Genomic DNA, 14649 nt, shown 5'->3' with positions numbered 1-14649 from the left:
CGGGCGGTGTCATGCGCCGTCGACGAGGGGGCGGGCGGGGAGGGCGTCGGAGGCGGCGCTGTCGGCCTTGGCTGCGTCGGCGACGGCCTTGGCAGCGGCTTCGGCGGCCTGTGCCGCGTCATCGGCCGCCCTGGAAACGCTGTCGTCCGAGGGCTGCTCGCGGGTGGCCGACGACTGGGGCAGTGCCTCACTGAAGGCGCGGGACACACCCTGGAGTGCGGACGTGACCTCGCTGGGGATCATCCAGAAGGTGCTGCCTGAGCCCTGCGCGAGCTGGGGCAGCATCTGAAGGTACTGGTAGGCGAGCAGCTTGGGGTCGGGGTCGTTGCGGTGCACGGCTTGGAACACCTCATCTATGGCCCGGGACTGGCCCTCGGCCTGGAGGATCGCAGCGGTGCGGTTTCCCTCGGCGCGGAGGACAGCCGCCTGCTTGTCGCCTTCAGCGGTGAGGATCTGGGATTGCCGTTGCCCTTCGGCTCCAAGAATCGCGGCCCGCTTGTCACGCTCGGCCCGCATCTGCTTCTGCATCGCGTCCTTGATGGACTGCGGGGGGTCGATGGCCTTGATCTCCACCCGGTTGACTCTCAGTCCCCACTTGCCGGTGGCTTCGTCCAGAACTCCACGGAGCTGGCTGTTGATGGTGTCACGCGAGGTGAGGGTTTTTTCCAGGTCCATGGAGCCAACGACATTGCGCAGCGTGGTGACGGTGAGCTGCTCGACCGCTTGAAGGAAATTGGCGATCTCGTAGAACGCCGCTCGTGGGTCGGTGACCTGGAAGTAAAGGACGGTGTCGATCTCGACGACCAGGTTGTCCTCGGTGATGACCGGTTGGGGTCTGAAGGAGACGACCTGCTCCCGCAGGTCGATTACCGGGTAGACGCGGTCGATGTAGGGGATGACGAGGTTGAGTCCGGGTTTCAGTGTCCGGTGGTACCGACCCAGTCGCTCGACGTTTCGAGCGCGTGCCTGAGGCACGATACGGACCGCCCGCACCACGGTGAAAACCGCGATGAGCGCGACAATCAGGCCGGCGATGAGGAGCGCCGCGTTTTCCATGGTCTCAGTCCCGGGGGTAGACGAGCGCGATTGCGCCGTTGATCTCTATGACGTCGACGGTCGTCCCGGCGGGAATGACCAGGGTCTCGTCGTATGCGCGGGCCGTCCATTCCTCGCCGTCGATGCGGACCCTGCCGCCCCGGCCTGTCACCTCCGAGACGACGTAGGCGGCCCTGCCGATCAGTGCGTCCACACCGAATCGCTCCGCCTGGGGGCGGAGTACGTGGCGCAGCGCGACTGGACGCAGGAACAGCACGCTGACTGTTGCCACGACGGTGAACACCAAGAACTGGAAGGGCAGCGGCAGCCCGACCGCCGCGCATCCGGCAGTGATCAACGCGGCCGTGGCCAGCATTCCGAGCGCAGCGGTGAGAGTGAGGATCTCGGCCACGGCCAAGATCGCCGCGACAATCAACCAGATGAGCCATGGATCCATTGCCGGCCCTTCCTGACTGATGCGGGTGGGAGAACGGCTCGACCATCACCTTTTCCGCGGAGAATGGGCAACGTCCGTATCCCGAACTCCCGCCGAACGAGCGGAGCTGTACTGGCCCGACACGGGGCGCGCAGGGCGACTTCCCTTTCCCTTCGAGGAATTTTACCGGCCTCCGGAAATCGCACTCCACACGCGCCGGCGAAGCAATCGCTGGATCCTTTACGACGGGCCGCTGATAGGGCCGGTACATGCTTCCCCCCTTGTGGCAGCCGATCGGAAGAGCTGCCATCGGCGGGGCTGCGCCGACGGCCAGGCCACCCGACCTGGGCCGCGCTGCCGGTGACCGCGGAGGTGTGCGCCATGGCGGTGCTCACCGCCCTTCCCTCCACCGCCCTCGTCGGCACGGGCCGGCCCAGCCCGACCAGGCCCCGACAGCGCGCGGCGCCCGGCATCACCGCCCGCGCGCCGCCCCCACGCTGCTCGACCGGATGGCGCAGTGTCGAGCCGGCGGGGCTGAGCGGCGCAGGGCTTCTCGCAGCAGGGGGCAGGCATCGGTTCCAGCGGCTGCCGGAACTGCCGCCGTGCGGGCTCCGACGCGGCGTGGCGCTCGACGCCGGCGGCTGTCCTTGCACGCCGGCGGCTTTCCCAGCACACCGGCGGCCTTCCTTGCGCAAGCGGTCTCGTCGGCAGCTGTGTCATGGTTTGTCATGAAGTGGCTGCGACACTCGGTCACCCACGTGCGTGACCCCTTCCTGACAACCATCGCTGTGTGAGATGCGCTGACGCATCCAGATCCGGCTCGGCAACCGGGCGGAACAGAGGGCGATCGATGGCGACGATCGGCGTGGAAGAGGAGTACCTGCTGCTCGACCCGGTCACGGGCCTTCCGGTACCTCTGGCGGGCAAGGTGCGCGCCGCGGCCGGCCTGGGGCGTCTCGTGGCCGACCAGGAGGTGCAGTACGAGCTGCTCCAGGCTCAGGTCGAGGTGGCCACCCCGGTGTGCGGCACCCTGGAGGAGGTCGGCGGACATCTGCTGCGTCTGCGGCACGCCGTCGGAGTCGCCGCCGAGGAGTACGGCTGCCGGATCGCGGCCTGCGGGACACCGCCCGTGCGTCACGGTCGGCCCATGGCCGTCACCGACCAGGCTCGTTACCGGGCCATGGTCACGCAGGCGCCGCAGCTGGTGGCGGAGCAACTGGTCAATGGCATGCATGTGCATGTCGCCGTGCCCGGCCGTGAGGCGGGCGTGCAGGTCCTGAACCGGATCCGGGTCTGGCTGCCGACACTGACGGCCATGTCGGCGAACTCCCCGCTGTGGGACGGCCACGACACCGGCTTCGCCAGCTGGCGCACCGTGATCTTCAGCCGCTGGCCGGTCAGCGGCATGCCCCCGTCCTTCCGCGACGCCGCGGAGCACGACCGGCGCGTGCAGCGACTGCTGGAAGCCGGACTGATCGCCGACACCCGCCAGCTCTACTGGCAGGCCCGCCTGTCACCTCGCTACCCCACCGTCGAAGTGCGGTGCCTGGACGTCCAGCTGCGAGCCGACGAGGCGGTCATGTTCGCCGGGATCATCCGGGCTCTGGTGGAGACCGCCCTGGCGGAAACGGCCGTCGGGGCGCCCACCCCCGACTGCGCACCGGAGCTGCTGCAGGCCACCATGTGGCACGCCGCCCGCCACGGCCTCGGCGACCGCCTGGTCGACCCGGGCGGCACACCGCGCCGCGCCGGCGACGTGCTGTACGAGCTCCTGCGGCACGTCGCTCCCGCACTCGACGCGTCCGGCGACACCCGGGAGGTGACGGCCTTGATCCACCGGCTGCTGCGGAACGGGACCGGCGCGGACCGGCAACGGGCCGCCCTCACCAAAGGCGGCCTCCGGGCCGTCACCGACCTGATCAGCGCGCAGAGCACAATGCCGTGACCTGACCGTCGAGAAACGGACGGCCCGCGCCGACCGGTGCGTCCGGATCGCGGCGCGGCTACGGCCTCCTGCACCATCGGTGAAGCGGCCGGCCAAGTGTTGCCGGACGACGAGCGGTGGCCCGGGTACAGGCGGCATGGCGGGCGCCCGCCCTTCCGCACCTCGATCACCAAGGCGTTCTCTCGCAAGTCAGGAATCAGGAACCGCCTGACGAGCCCGGTAGGCGGCGGGGTTGAGGCCGGTGTGGTGGCGGAAGAAGCGGCCGAAGTTGGCCGCGTCGGTGAAGCCGAGGTGGGCGGCGACTTCGCGGGCGCTCCACCGGGCGTGGTCGAGGAGGCGGCGCGCTTCGAGCAATCGCCGTTCGTCGATGATCTCCCGTGCTCCCTTGCCGGTGGCAGTCCGGGCGGCGCGGCTGAGGGTGCGCACCGAGCAGCCGAGCATCTGGGCGTAGTCGTCGACGCGGTGCAGCTCACGGAAGTGCAGCTCCAGGGCGTCCAGGAATCGTTCGTAGATGTGTCGGCGCCCGGCGGTGCCGCCCGCAGAAGCGGAGCGGGGGCTGCCGGCTGAGGCGCCGGTTCCCGCGTTGGCCGGAGGCTCCGAGAGGCCGGGGGAGTGGGCGAGGCGCAGCAGCAGGGTTTCGAGGAGGCTGCACCGCAGGGCGTGGTGGGCCGCGAGCGGGCGGCGTCCCAGCGCACGGTGTTCGTCGAGGAGCTGGAACGCCGTCTGTTCCAGCCAGGGGGCATCGTCGGGGTGCGGGGTCAGGACGGCGGGGGCGTCGTGCGAGCTGAGGGGAGTCAGCAGGTGGGCGGTGTCGGGCCGGAGCACCTCCGGTTCGAACAGGACGAAGGGGCCGCGGGCGGTGCTGGGATCGTGCCAGCACTGCACGTGCCCGGCGCGCACCCACAGCCACTGGCCGGGAGCGACGGTGCGCGTGACGTGGTCGACGTCGTGCCGCAGTACACCCTCGGTGACCAGGATCAGGTAGTGGAAGGTGGCCCGGCCCGGGCGCGGCGGGTTCCACGGCCAGTCGTCGTGGTGGGCGTGGAAGTCCTCGACCGTGGTCACTTCCAGGCCGTACGGGGTGCCGACGGGCGGCTGGAAGCCGTACAGCGGGACGGAGGCCGGCTCGGCACGTGCGACGAAACGGGGCCGCAAGGAGGCGTCCGAGGAGGAGCGCCGTCCTGATTCCGAAGGGTGTCCTCTGCCGACCATCACGTGTCCGCAGCTTACCGCCCGAATGGTCGACCTCACGGAAAGGATGGTGGGCGCGGACAGTCCGTACCCCAGGGGCTTCCTTGCCCGTGCGACCACGTGCCCGGCGGCAGCCACCGCCGTTTCGGACGGGCTTGCCCCCCACAGCGGCTCGGAACTGCCGGCTTGGACACTGACATCGATCGAGGAGTTGACGACCTTGGACGGAGAGACGTTGCTGAAGACCGCGGCCGACCGCGCCGAGGAACTGCCTGGGGCGGGCCTGGAACACCCCTTCGGCGCCGACTGGGAGGTCTTCAAGGTGCGCGGCAAGGTCTTCATGCTGCTGACCGAGGTTCCCGGACGCCCCGTCGCGATCCTCAAGTCGGACCCGGCCGAGGCCGAGGCCCTGCGCGAGCAGTACGAGAACATCACCCCCGGCTACCACATGAACAAGAAGCACTGGATCACGTTGGAGGGCGGGGACGCGATCGACGAGAGGCTGGTCAGGGAGCTGGTGACCGAGTCCTACCGTCTGGTGGTCGACAGGCTCCCCAAGTCCCGGCAGCCTGTCGACCCGCACACCTACGGTCGCCAGGCCTGACCAGTACCCGGGACCGAGCAGCTCCTCGGGCAGTCGCTCGACCGGGACCGGCTCGAACTCGAGCTGGCGCTGCGTGCCTTCCAGCGGCTCAACGCGTCCTCATCCCCGCCCGCGTCCTGCAGCTGACCGACGCCGGTACGGAGCCCGCTTCCGGTCGCAGCACGCCGTTGGCGCCGGACAGGCCGCTGCCGCGTACGGCCTCTACCTCCACCACCCGGCCCTGGTGCTGACATCCCTGTCTGTTTGGTCCTCCGCGCTGGGGTTACTCGCTCGTGTTCGGCGTGCTGGGATTGTGCGTGGCTGCCGGGTCTGGCGCGCTTCTGCTGGAGCGGCGAGGGAGCTGGTCAGAGTGAGTGTGGTTTCGACCCAGGGCGGTGGCGGAGGAGGCTCCAGCGGTCTGTATGACGTCTTGGAGCTGGTGCTTGACCGGGGACTGGTGATCGACGCGTTCGTCCGGGTGTCCCTGGTCGGCATCGAGATCCTGAAGATCGATGTGCGGGTTGTGGTGGCGAGCGTGGACACGTATCTGCGCTTCGCTGAGGCGTGCAACCGCCTGGATCTCGAAGCGGGTCCGCGCAAGCCGGCCGGACTCCCTGAGATGGTCAGCGGCCAGCTCGGGCAACCCGGGGGTCAGGCCAAGACCAAAGGGGCCCTGTCCGGAGCGGCGGAGGCCGTTTCGGATGCGTTCCAGCAGGCCCGCGACCAAGGCCGGGAGACGGAGGCCGCACACCCCCGCCGCCATCGGGAGGAGGAGCGATGAGCACCTACGTCTACGGCATCGCTCCCCGGCACGAGGGACATGCCCATCTCGGCGCCCAGCGGTAGTCGGCGGCCGGGACTGCCAGGCCGTGGGGTCCTGGTCGGCTTTGGAGCAGTTGGAAGTGGGCGGGTTCGCAGGTTCTCGGCGAGGGCTGCGGGCGGACCCGCGCGCAGATCTTCCCGTGTCACCACAGGTCGAGGACCTGGCTGCACAGTGGGCCGACGTTCGGAGCCTGGTTCAGCGGCCGGTGGGGACCAGAAGTCAGATCCGGGCCCTACCGACCACCCAGAGGCATCGGTGACGTGTGCTCAGCGAGCCAGGAGTTCCCGGAGCTCCGCGGTGATTCGGCCGGGGGCTTCCTCGGCCATGTAGTGGCCGCAGCTGACGGTCGTGTGGGACAGATCCGGTGCCCAGGCGGCCCAGAGGGCCCGGGCGTCGAAGCCGAGGAAGGCGCCCCAGTCCTGCTGAAGGACGGTGACCGGCATCCGCAGCCGGTTGCCCGCGTCCCTGTCGACCTGGTCGTGCTCGACGTCGACACCGGCGGAGGCGCGGTAGTCGGCCACGATCGAGGGCACCGCGTCACGGCAGGCGTTCAGGTAGGCGGCGCGGATGTCGGAAGGGATGGCATCAGGGTCGTGGGCCCAGATGTCGAGGAAGTGGCCGAAGAAGGCGTCCGGGGCGGCCGCGATCATCTGCTCGGGCAGGTGCGGAGGCTGGGCCATCAGATAGAGGTGGAACCCGATCGCGGCCTTCGTGCCCTGCATCACCTGCCACATGTCCAACGTCGGGAGTACGTCGAGGCAGGCCAGGTGGGTGATGGCATCGGGGTGGTCGAGTCCGGCGCGGAACGCGACCAGGGCACCGCGGTCGTGGCCGGCCAGCGCGAACCGCTCGTGACCGAGGGCTCGGGCCAGAGCGACGATGTCGGCGGCCAGGGTGCGCTTGGCGTAAGCGGCTCCGTCGCTGTCGGCGGGCTTGTCGCTGGCGCCGTAGCCTCGCAGGTCGGCGCAGATGACGGTGTGGTCCGCCGCGAGGTCGGCGGCGACGTGCCGCCACATCAGGTGGGTCTGCGGGAAGCCGTGCAGGAGCACGATCGGGCTGCCCGAGCCGCCGACGGCGGCGTTGAGGGCGATGCCGTCGGCGACCTGGACGCGCTGGTAGTCGAAGCCGGGGATGGTCGGTGCCACGGTGTACTGCTTTCGTCAGGTGTGAAAGACGCCTGCCGGATCGGCGGGCACCATCGAGACTGCCGCGCGCGGATCAGCATCCGATCAGCGCGTACCGTGGCGGACGAGGCAGGCTGGGAGGTGAGGATGGACCTGATCACCTTCGGCGTGCTCGGGCCGGTGGTGGCCTGGGACGGCTTCGGTGGCGTGCTCGGGTTGAAGGGCCCGCGGCACCGTGCCGTGCTGGCTCGGTTGATCATGGCCCGTCGGCGCGTGGTACCGGTCGCCCGCCTCGTGGAGGACCTGTGGGACGAGCCGGGGCCGGGTGCCGTCGGTGCGGTGCAGACTTTCGTCGCCGCGCTGCGCCGCGTCCTGGAACCCGACCGCCCAGCCAGGGCCCCGGCCCGTCTGCTGGTCACGGAGGGCCCCGGGTACGCGCTGCGGGCGGCGCCGGACGCCGTGGATGCCTGGCGGTTCGAGACGGCCGTCGCCGGTGCCGCCCAGCTTCCCGCGGGGCAGGCGCTGGAGCAGCTGGGCGAGGCGCTGGAGCTGTGGCGCGGCCCGGCCTACGCCCAGTTCGCCGAGGAGGAGTGGGCCCGCGGCGAGTGTGCCCGCCTGGCCGAGCTGAAGCTGCAGGCCGTGGAGCGACGGGCGCGGGCCCGGTTGGATCTGGGGCTGGCCGCCGAGGCGGTGCCCGACCTGGAGGCCCACCTGGCCGAGCATCCCTGGCGCGAGGACGCCTGGCAGCTGCTGGCCCTGGCGCTGTACCGCACGGGCCGTCAGGCGGACGCGCTGGCGGCACTGCGCCGGGCCCGGGCCCTGCTCGCTGACCAGCTGGGCGTGGATCCGGGCCCGAAGATGCGTCGTCTCGAGGCCGACATCCTCAGCCACGACCCGCGCCTGGACCTTCGGGGCGAACCGTCGACGGCGGTGACCCGACTGTGGACGCAGGCGGCGGCGGCCTACGACCGCACGGTCGCCGCAGATGCCCGGGCACGGCTGGAGTCGACGATCGGCATCATCCGCGATCTCTCACTGACCGGAGGCCCCGGCCTGCAGGCGGCCCGGGAACACCGCCTGCAGGCGGTCACCGCGGCGGAGGCGTTCGGAGACCCGGAGCTGACCGCCAGGGTCATCGGTGCCTACGACGTTCCCGCGATCTGGACCCGTAACGACGACCCGGAGCAGGCACGGCAGATCGTCGCGGCTGCCGAGCGCGCCCTGCCCGCCCTGCCCCGCGGCGACGCGTACGAGGCAGCGCGCTGCCGCCTGCTGGCCACCATCGCACTGGAGATGCGCGGCACCCGCTCCCCGCGCGGTCCGCAGGCGGCATCCGAGGCGGAGGAAATCGCCCGGCGCCTGAACGACCCCGCGTTGCTGGCGTTCGCCCTCAACGCGGTGTTCATGCAGTCGTGCACCCGAGCCGGTCTCTCGCCGCGGCGGGACGCGATCGGCGGGGAACTGGTGACGCTGGCCGCCCGACACGGCCTGGTCACCTTCGAAGTGCTCGGTCATTTGATCCGCATGCAGGCGCAGAGCGCGCTCGGCGGCTTCCCCGCGGCGGACGCACACGCGGCCGCGGCAGACCATCTGGCCGAGCGCCACGAGAGGCCGCTGGTGAGCGTCTTCACCTCCTGGTACCGCGCCCTCCGGCCGGCTGCCTGCGGACAGATCCCACAGGCCGAGGCCGCGTACCGGGCCGCTGCCGCCCGGCTGGACGGCGCCGGCATGCCCGGCGTCGAGCACGGCCTGCTGCCCCTAGCGCAGCTGTGTCTGCGCACGGCCGGCGGCAGCACGTCCGCACGCCAGGCAGCCGAACACGTCGACCCGGATGCGGACTGGGGCCCCTACCGCCCCTGGGTCGAGCCCTTCATCCTGCTGCGCACCGGCCGCCGAGCCGACGCCGAGGCCACGCTGCGCGCCGTGCCGGAGCCACCTGCGGACCTGCTGTACGAGGCGATGTGCTGCCTGCAGGCCACGCTCGCGCTGGAGTTCGGCGACCGGGCCGTGCTGGAGCAACTCCGCGCCCGCCTACTGCCGGCCGCGGGCGAACTCGCCGGCGCGGGCAGCGGACTGATCACCCTTGGCCCTGTGGACCGCTGGCTCACCGCCATCACCCACGCTCTCGACTGCACGACGAGGAGCGGTCCGCACCCGGCAACGAGACGTTGAGCGCGACGCCGGGGCCGCCTTCTCCGTCAGGGCTCGCCGCATCGAGAACCGGCGTCTCGCCGCTGCCGGCTGCACGGGAGCGGCCTGGGCGCCCACAGATGGGATCGAGCGGACCTTTGCCCGGCTGCACGGCACTGGCGGTCGGAACTGCATGTCCGCGCTCAGGCAGGGACGTTCGTGGCGTCCACGACCTTGTTCGTCACCGGCCACGCCGGCCAACGGCTCGCCGCGACACCGGCCACGGTGCACCGCAGTGCGGGCACTTGACGGGCACCGCTCTCGTACCGCCCCCCGCTGGTGAGCGTGGGGGCCTACCGTGTGGGAGCACCATTTCTCTCCGACCCCAAGGAGCATCAGGGCGTGAAGGTCGAAATCCAGCCGGACGTACGCGACACCGCCGCTCAGTTGGGGGCCGACGTTCCCTATGCGCTGAAGGCCCTGGCGGGCCAGCTGGCCGACGACCCTGACATGGGCCGGCCATCGACGCTGCCCGGCATCCTCACGGTGATGGTCGACGGCGACATGTTCGAGGACTGCCCCGACCTGTACGTCGGCTACATCCGCGAGCCGGACCGGATCGAGATCCGCTTCCTGAGTCCCGTGCCCTCCGCCGAGCCCTCCACTGACGTCCAAGACCAGGACAAGGACCAGAACCAGAACCAGGAGCAGCCTGCCGACCCTGCTGCCGCCGCCGTCACCGTACGGGAGGTCGCCGACGCATGGCGGCGTGTCACCGGCTGGCTCCAGCACCATGCCCCCGATTCCCATGCTGCTCTCCGCGCCGGCGCCAGCCCCGCCGCCATCGCCGCCCTGGAAGAGGATTGCGGCATTCGGATACCCATCGAGCTGCACGTCCTGTGGCTGCTGACTGCAGGCGACGACGGGCACAACGGCTGGGGATGCCTTCCGGGCAACGAAGTTCTGATGACCCTGGACGCCGTGGCCGCCGTCTACCGGCGGCAGATGGCCTCCCAGGCTGACCAGGACGCCTTCGACACTGACCGCCCCGAAGAGGAGCGGACCACTGTGTGGAGGCCAACCTGGATTCCGGTTGTCGCTCGCGGCCCGGCTGACAGCACTCATGGCTTGTACCTGGACGCTGCGACCGGCTATCTGGGCAGCTGGTCCCGCTTCAACGATGCCTTCGGCGAGGAACTCGACACGCTGGTCACCTACCTGGAAGAAGCTGCCGACATGCTCGAGAACCCGGACCTGGCCACGCGGGACAGGCCCGGCCTGATCGGTGGCGCGCTGGTGTGGCGCAGCGGCATCGACCCCACGCGGGAAGACCAGTGGCAACCCCTGACTGGTTGACACACGAGAAGAGGGGGCCAGCCCTGCAGGTTCGCCGCCCTACTTCACTTGCCGGCGCTCAGGCCTCGCCGGCCGTTCCTGCACCACGTGCAGGTACCCGGCCCCGGCGTGGCGGAATCGCGGCACGCCCGCACCGCTCCGTGCCGCTCGGCCGCATGTCATCCCTGTGCGGGGCGGGTCGGGGTGTGGTCGGGGTTCACTCCGGGGCGACCCCGATGCTTGCGCGACGTGCCCGCTGACAACCTGAAGGGCATGATCTCAACGCGCCTGCCACGCAGGTCTTTTGTGGGCTTCGCCCTGTCGGGGACGGCCGCGCTGGCCGCGACCGCAGTGCTGCCCGCGCACCGCGCCGCCGCCTTACCCGCGTCGTTCCCGCCGCTGGACCCCATCGCCCTGCAGGCGGCGATCGACGACCTGGAGCACCCGCCGTCGACGGCGGCCCAGCTGCAGGTCGGCGGCACGGCCGGCTACTGGCGCGGCGCCTCGGGGGTAGCCGACATCCGGACGCGGCGTCCGGTGACGGCGCATGACAAAGTCCGGATCGGCAGCATCACCAAGGTCTTTGTCGCCACGGTGGTGCTGCAGTTGGTGGCGGAGGCCCGGGTTGCCCTGGACGCGCCGGTGCGGTGCGTCCTGCCGGGGGTACTGCCGGACCGGTTCGCGGCTGTCACCGTGGCGCACCTGCTGAACCACACCAGCGGACTGCCCGACCATGTCGGCATCCCGGACCCGAAGACCGCCGAGGACGTGTTTCGCCACCGCTTCGACCACTGGACGCCGCAGGAGTGGGTGGCGACGGCGACGCACGGACCGCTGAAGTTCGCCCCGGGCACCCGGCAGGAGTACCGCGGCATCAACTACGCACTGGCCGCGCTGATCATCGAAAAGGTGACCGGCCGCTCGTACGGGGAGGCCGTCGCGGCCCGCATCCTGCGTCCGCTGGGCCTGGCGCACACCGTCGTGCCCGGGAACGACCCGCACATCCACGGCCGGCACGTGCACGGCTACCTGGCGATGGCCGACGGCAGCTTGCGGGACATCACCGCGTACGACCAGTCGTCCAGTCGGGGCGAGGGCGACATGGTCTCCACCACGGGCGATCTCGACCGGATGCTCACCGCGCTGTTCACCGGGGAGTTGCTCCCGCCCGAGCTGCTTCAGCTGATGTTCACCCTGCCGCCGAACGACGTGCGGATGCTGGACGGATCCCCGGCCCGCTACAGCACCGGACTTCAGCAGGCCACCGTCAACGGCGTCACCCTCTGGGGCAAGACCGGAGAGACGTACGGCTACAAGAACGCCGCGTTCTCCACCCGTGACCAGCAGCGCCGCTTTGTCCTCACGTACCACCCGACGACCGCCCGCAACGGCGAAGAGAGCCACATGATCGCTCGGGTCGCCGACCTGCTCACCCGCAACCCGAGCGCCGAAGGCCCGGCGGCCCAGGCTCGCCGCGCCCCCGGCCGCCAGGACACGGGCCACACCGCCCCGTCGAGTACCTGGGAAGCGTCTCCACGCCAGTCGGGGTGACCTACCAGCGCTGGGGACGCGTGACAGCCCACCCAGACCTGTCCGGGCCGGCCGCCTGTCCCGGGGTGCCGGTCGCCCCTGCGAAGGGATCACCGTCGGCCACCTCTTCTCAGCCACCCCAGCGACGGCGCATGTTCATGCGGTCACGGCGGCAGTCGCGCTGGCCCGCCGCCGGACGACCGCCCTCCCCGACGAGGCACTCACCGTGCTCGTCCACGCCTACGAGAGTGGAGCCGCCGGTACCCTCCCGGGCTGGGACTGCGCCCTACGGGGCCACATCGCGCTCGCACTGCGCCGTATCGGCCTCTGACTGGGTGGGCGGACTGCTGCGCCCCTGACGACCGGGCCGTAACGACGGTCTTAGTGCCATCTTCCGAGGCGCGCTGAGACAAGAGACCGATTACCGCTCGTCCGGGCGGCAATAGTGTGAGCCGCATGAGCGATGCAGCGTTCAAGACCACCCGCGACCGCGCGCTGGACGTTGTCCGCGGCTACACGGACCACGACGCCGTCGCGGTTCGGGAAGCGCTGGACAGTCTGAATGCGGGTGGCTGGACAGAGGTGTACGCCGTCCTGAGTGGTCTGCTGCGCTCCACCATCAGCGTCATGGAGTTGACCGGCAAACGGTGGGAGCTCGACTCCCTGGTTCGGCACATCGATGAGGTCGCTGCCGCCGCGCCGCCCCACTATGAGTTCGCCGTTGCCGAGGCAACACGGGCGTGGGCCCGCGGAGACCAGTCGGCGTTGCGCGCGTTGTCGGACAGAGATCTCTGTGGAGCCGTGCACATGACGGCCGTATTCGCTGTCGTTCTGGGGCTGGCACTGTGGGGCCGACCCGGGCTGCTCGATGTTCTCGAGGAGTTCCTTGCGACCGTCACCACGCCCGTGACCGATCGGACTTCCGGCTGACCACTCGAATCGCCGCGTCCGGACATCAGACTCTCGTCGGCTTCGTCGTCGATGCCACCTGCCTGCGAAGCCGGCGAGAACCCCTTTCCTCTCTGTCCTGTCGTGTGGCCGAACCCTTCACAGAAGCGGGGTGTATCGCTTGCCCAGAGCCGTGCTGAACCGGATCGCCGGCAACGAGTTCCTTCGGAACTCGCCGGCTGCGGACGGAGAGGACGCGCCATGAACTTCCGTACTCCGCTGTCCGCCCTGTTCCCCGGAACCTCGGGCCGGGTCCTCACCGCTCTCGTCGCACAGCTGTCCCGTGATCTGGGCAACGTCGTCGTTCACCGCGCTGCCCGTGACGCCCAGGAGGCGCAGGCCATGGGCGGGAGGAGCGCCGTGCGCGTCTTCCCTCCGGGTGCCGTCACCCGATCATGAGCGCTGTTCCGGCCCTTGTCCGGGCTCTCGGGGCGTTTCGTCGACTGCGGTCACCCGCCGTACCAGGTCCACCCAGGTGGTCTGGAGGCGTGCGGTGCTGACCTGGAACTCGGTGCGCAGGTAGTCCACGGTCTCGAAGGTCGCCAAGGCGAGCATGGAGTGGGCAAGCATCTCGTGATCGCCCTTGACTCCCGCTTCCTGCAAGAGGGATGCGACGTGTTGGTGGAAGGCGCGGCCGACGCCCGAGGCATGGCGCCGGTCGAGGGGGACCTGGCGTGCCAGAGCGGCCCCGAGGTCCCTTTCGTCGGTGATGCGCTCGATCAGGGCACAACCGAACGCCGCCAGCCGGTCGCTCGCCGGTGCGCCCGGTCCCAGCGGAGGGGGACCGGAGGTGTACGTCTCGTGGAAGTCCGCCTCGGCCTCTTCCAGCACGGCCACCAGGAGTCCGGTGCGGTCGCCGAACCGGCGAAAGAGCGTGCCCTTGCCCACGCCGGCCGCCTGCGCGATCTCGTGCATCGTCACATGCTCCGCTCCCCGCTCGTCCACCAGCCGAGCGGCGGCCTCCAGCAGTCGGGCGCGGTTGCGGGCGGCGTCGGCCCGCTCCGCCGCGGCGTCGTCCGGGGTCTGCGTCACCGTTCACTCCGCGGTACGACATGGACGTACACGCATCCGTCCTCGATCTGCACCGGGTACACCGGTACAGGACGTGTCGCCGGCGGATCGAGGGGGTGTCCGGTGCGCAGGTCGAACCGGGAGCCGTGCAGCCAGCACTCGACCGTGCATCCGTCCACCTCGCCCTCGGAGAGCGAGACGGCACTGTGCGAGCACACGTCGTGGATGGCGAACACCTGTTTCTCGGCCAGGACGAGGGTGACGGGAGCACCCTCCACCTCGAACCGACGCGGTTCGCCCTCCTTCAGTACGTCGAACCTGCACAAGTACGTGTAGCCGCTGCTGGGCATCGCTCTCCTCGGGTGCGTCCACGACACCGGGGTCGCTCCCCGGGGATACGCCGGGCGGGCCGCGCCGGACAGGAGCGTCACACGAGTGGTCGTGGCTGATTGGCAACGCTAGTGGCGCAGTCAGGGACCGGCACCCGACCCGAGCCCGAACCGAACTCGGCACTTGGACCTAAGACGCTGCCGCGTCTCCGCGAACACGGGTACGTGC

At 70.4% G+C, this 14649-nt stretch carries 14 protein-coding genes; 8 read left to right on the top strand and 6 right to left on the bottom strand.

The window, feature by feature from the left end; genetic code table 11:
- Positions 1 to 9: 9 nt before the first annotated feature.
- A complete protein-coding gene (locus ACPT94_RS16620) occupies positions 10 to 1056 on the bottom strand; it encodes an SPFH domain-containing protein (protein WP_360340462.1) in 1047 nt (348 codons plus the stop codon).
- A gap of 4 nt (positions 1057 to 1060) precedes the next feature.
- Complete coding sequence (locus tag ACPT94_RS16615; protein WP_360340465.1) at positions 1061 to 1492, bottom strand: NfeD family protein; 432 nt, start codon at positions 1490 to 1492, stop codon at positions 1061 to 1063.
- An 829-nt stretch (positions 1493 to 2321) separates the two neighbouring features.
- On the opposite strand from ACPT94_RS16615, the gene ACPT94_RS16610 reads away from it, so the two are divergent.
- Positions 2322 to 3416 (top strand): carboxylate-amine ligase, encoded by a 1095-nt coding sequence (locus ACPT94_RS16610; protein WP_360340468.1) that lies wholly within the window; start codon positions 2322 to 2324, stop codon positions 3414 to 3416.
- A 189-nt stretch (positions 3417 to 3605) separates the two neighbouring features.
- Here the strand turns inward: ACPT94_RS16610 and ACPT94_RS16605 are convergent, their stop codons facing one another.
- Positions 3606 to 4631, bottom strand: a complete 1026-nt coding sequence (locus tag ACPT94_RS16605; RefSeq protein ID WP_425246163.1) for a helix-turn-helix domain-containing protein — start codon at positions 4629 to 4631, stop codon at positions 3606 to 3608.
- A 196-nt stretch (positions 4632 to 4827) separates the two neighbouring features.
- Here ACPT94_RS16605 and ACPT94_RS16600 point away from each other — a divergent pair, with 196 nt between their 5' ends.
- Both ACPT94_RS16600 and gvpJ read left to right on the top strand, forming a co-directional pair.
- Positions 4828 to 5211: an MmcQ/YjbR family DNA-binding protein gene (locus tag ACPT94_RS16600; RefSeq protein ID WP_425246162.1), complete on the top strand. Its 384-nt coding sequence runs from the start codon at positions 4828 to 4830 to the stop codon at positions 5209 to 5211.
- A gap of 349 nt (positions 5212 to 5560) precedes the next feature.
- Positions 5561 to 5971 carry a gas vesicle protein GvpJ gene (gvpJ, locus tag ACPT94_RS16595; RefSeq protein WP_425246161.1) on the top strand — a complete coding sequence of 137 codons (411 nt, stop codon included), beginning with the start codon at positions 5561 to 5563 and terminating at the stop codon, positions 5969 to 5971.
- A 308-nt stretch (positions 5972 to 6279) separates the two neighbouring features.
- Here the strand turns inward: gvpJ and ACPT94_RS16590 are convergent, their stop codons facing one another.
- Positions 6280 to 7158 carry an alpha/beta fold hydrolase gene (locus ACPT94_RS16590; RefSeq protein ID WP_425246160.1) on the bottom strand — a complete coding sequence of 293 codons (879 nt, stop codon included), beginning with the start codon at positions 7156 to 7158 and terminating at the stop codon, positions 6280 to 6282.
- 126 nt (positions 7159 to 7284) lie between these two features.
- On the opposite strand from ACPT94_RS16590, the gene ACPT94_RS16585 reads away from it, so the two are divergent.
- From ACPT94_RS16585 to ACPT94_RS16565, 5 genes are all read left to right on the top strand, one after another.
- Positions 7285 to 9309, top strand: a complete 2025-nt coding sequence (locus ACPT94_RS16585; protein WP_425246159.1) for an AfsR/SARP family transcriptional regulator — start codon at positions 7285 to 7287, stop codon at positions 9307 to 9309.
- A 360-nt stretch (positions 9310 to 9669) separates the two neighbouring features.
- Positions 9670 to 10623 (top strand): SMI1/KNR4 family protein, encoded by a 954-nt coding sequence (locus ACPT94_RS16580; RefSeq protein ID WP_425246158.1) that lies wholly within the window; start codon positions 9670 to 9672, stop codon positions 10621 to 10623.
- 252 nt (positions 10624 to 10875) lie between these two features.
- Positions 10876 to 12153: a serine hydrolase domain-containing protein gene (locus tag ACPT94_RS16575; protein ID WP_425246157.1), complete on the top strand. Its 1278-nt coding sequence runs from the start codon at positions 10876 to 10878 to the stop codon at positions 12151 to 12153.
- Between the two features lie 435 nt (positions 12154 to 12588).
- Positions 12589 to 13062 carry a hypothetical protein gene (locus ACPT94_RS16570; RefSeq protein WP_425246156.1) on the top strand — a complete coding sequence of 158 codons (474 nt, stop codon included), beginning with the start codon at positions 12589 to 12591 and terminating at the stop codon, positions 13060 to 13062.
- Between the two features lie 219 nt (positions 13063 to 13281).
- The gene (locus tag ACPT94_RS16565) at positions 13282 to 13479 is read left to right on the top strand and encodes a hypothetical protein (protein ID WP_360340492.1); all 198 of its coding nucleotides are present in this window, start codon (positions 13282 to 13284) and stop codon (positions 13477 to 13479) included.
- Here the strand turns inward: ACPT94_RS16565 and ACPT94_RS16560 are convergent.
- Both ACPT94_RS16560 and ACPT94_RS16555 read right to left on the bottom strand, forming a co-directional pair.
- Entirely contained in the window at positions 13474 to 14112 is a 639-nt protein-coding gene (locus tag ACPT94_RS16560) for a TetR/AcrR family transcriptional regulator (protein WP_425246155.1), read from the bottom strand. The two genes, ACPT94_RS16565 and ACPT94_RS16560, sit on opposite strands and share 6 nt — an antisense overlap.
- Positions 14109 to 14441, bottom strand: a complete 333-nt coding sequence (locus ACPT94_RS16555; protein ID WP_360340498.1) for a non-heme iron oxygenase ferredoxin subunit — start codon at positions 14439 to 14441, stop codon at positions 14109 to 14111. The genes ACPT94_RS16560 and ACPT94_RS16555 overlap by 4 nt, the downstream gene beginning before the upstream one ends.
- Between the last annotated feature and the right edge of the window lie 208 nt (positions 14442 to 14649).

Source organism: Streptomyces aurantiaciflavus (assembly GCF_049808595.1).
GTDB lineage: Bacteria > Actinomycetota > Actinomycetes > Streptomycetales > Streptomycetaceae > Streptomyces.
This window is presented reverse-complemented; position numbering and strand designations above follow the sequence as displayed.

Excerpts from the sequence above, each read along its gene's own strand:
- ACPT94_RS16555 (WP_360340498.1), bottom strand. The coding sequence starts at position 14,441 with ATGCCCAGCAGCGGCTACACGTACTTGTGCAGGTTCGACGTACTGAAG.
- ACPT94_RS16615 (WP_360340465.1), bottom strand. The coding sequence starts at position 1,492 with ATGGATCCATGGCTCATCTGGTTGATTGTCGCGGCGATCTTGGCCGTG.
- ACPT94_RS16565 (WP_360340492.1), top strand. The coding sequence starts at position 13,282 with ATGAACTTCCGTACTCCGCTGTCCGCCCTGTTCCCCGGAACCTCGGGC.
- ACPT94_RS16610 (WP_360340468.1), top strand. The coding sequence starts at position 2,322 with ATGGCGACGATCGGCGTGGAAGAGGAGTACCTGCTGCTCGACCCGGTC.
- ACPT94_RS16620 (WP_360340462.1), bottom strand. The coding sequence starts at position 1,056 with ATGGAAAACGCGGCGCTCCTCATCGCCGGCCTGATTGTCGCGCTCATC.
- ACPT94_RS16570 (WP_425246156.1), top strand. The coding sequence starts at position 12,589 with ATGAGCGATGCAGCGTTCAAGACCACCCGCGACCGCGCGCTGGACGTT.
- ACPT94_RS16585 (WP_425246159.1), top strand. The coding sequence starts at position 7,285 with ATGGACCTGATCACCTTCGGCGTGCTCGGGCCGGTGGTGGCCTGGGAC.
- ACPT94_RS16575 (WP_425246157.1), top strand. The coding sequence starts at position 10,876 with ATGATCTCAACGCGCCTGCCACGCAGGTCTTTTGTGGGCTTCGCCCTG.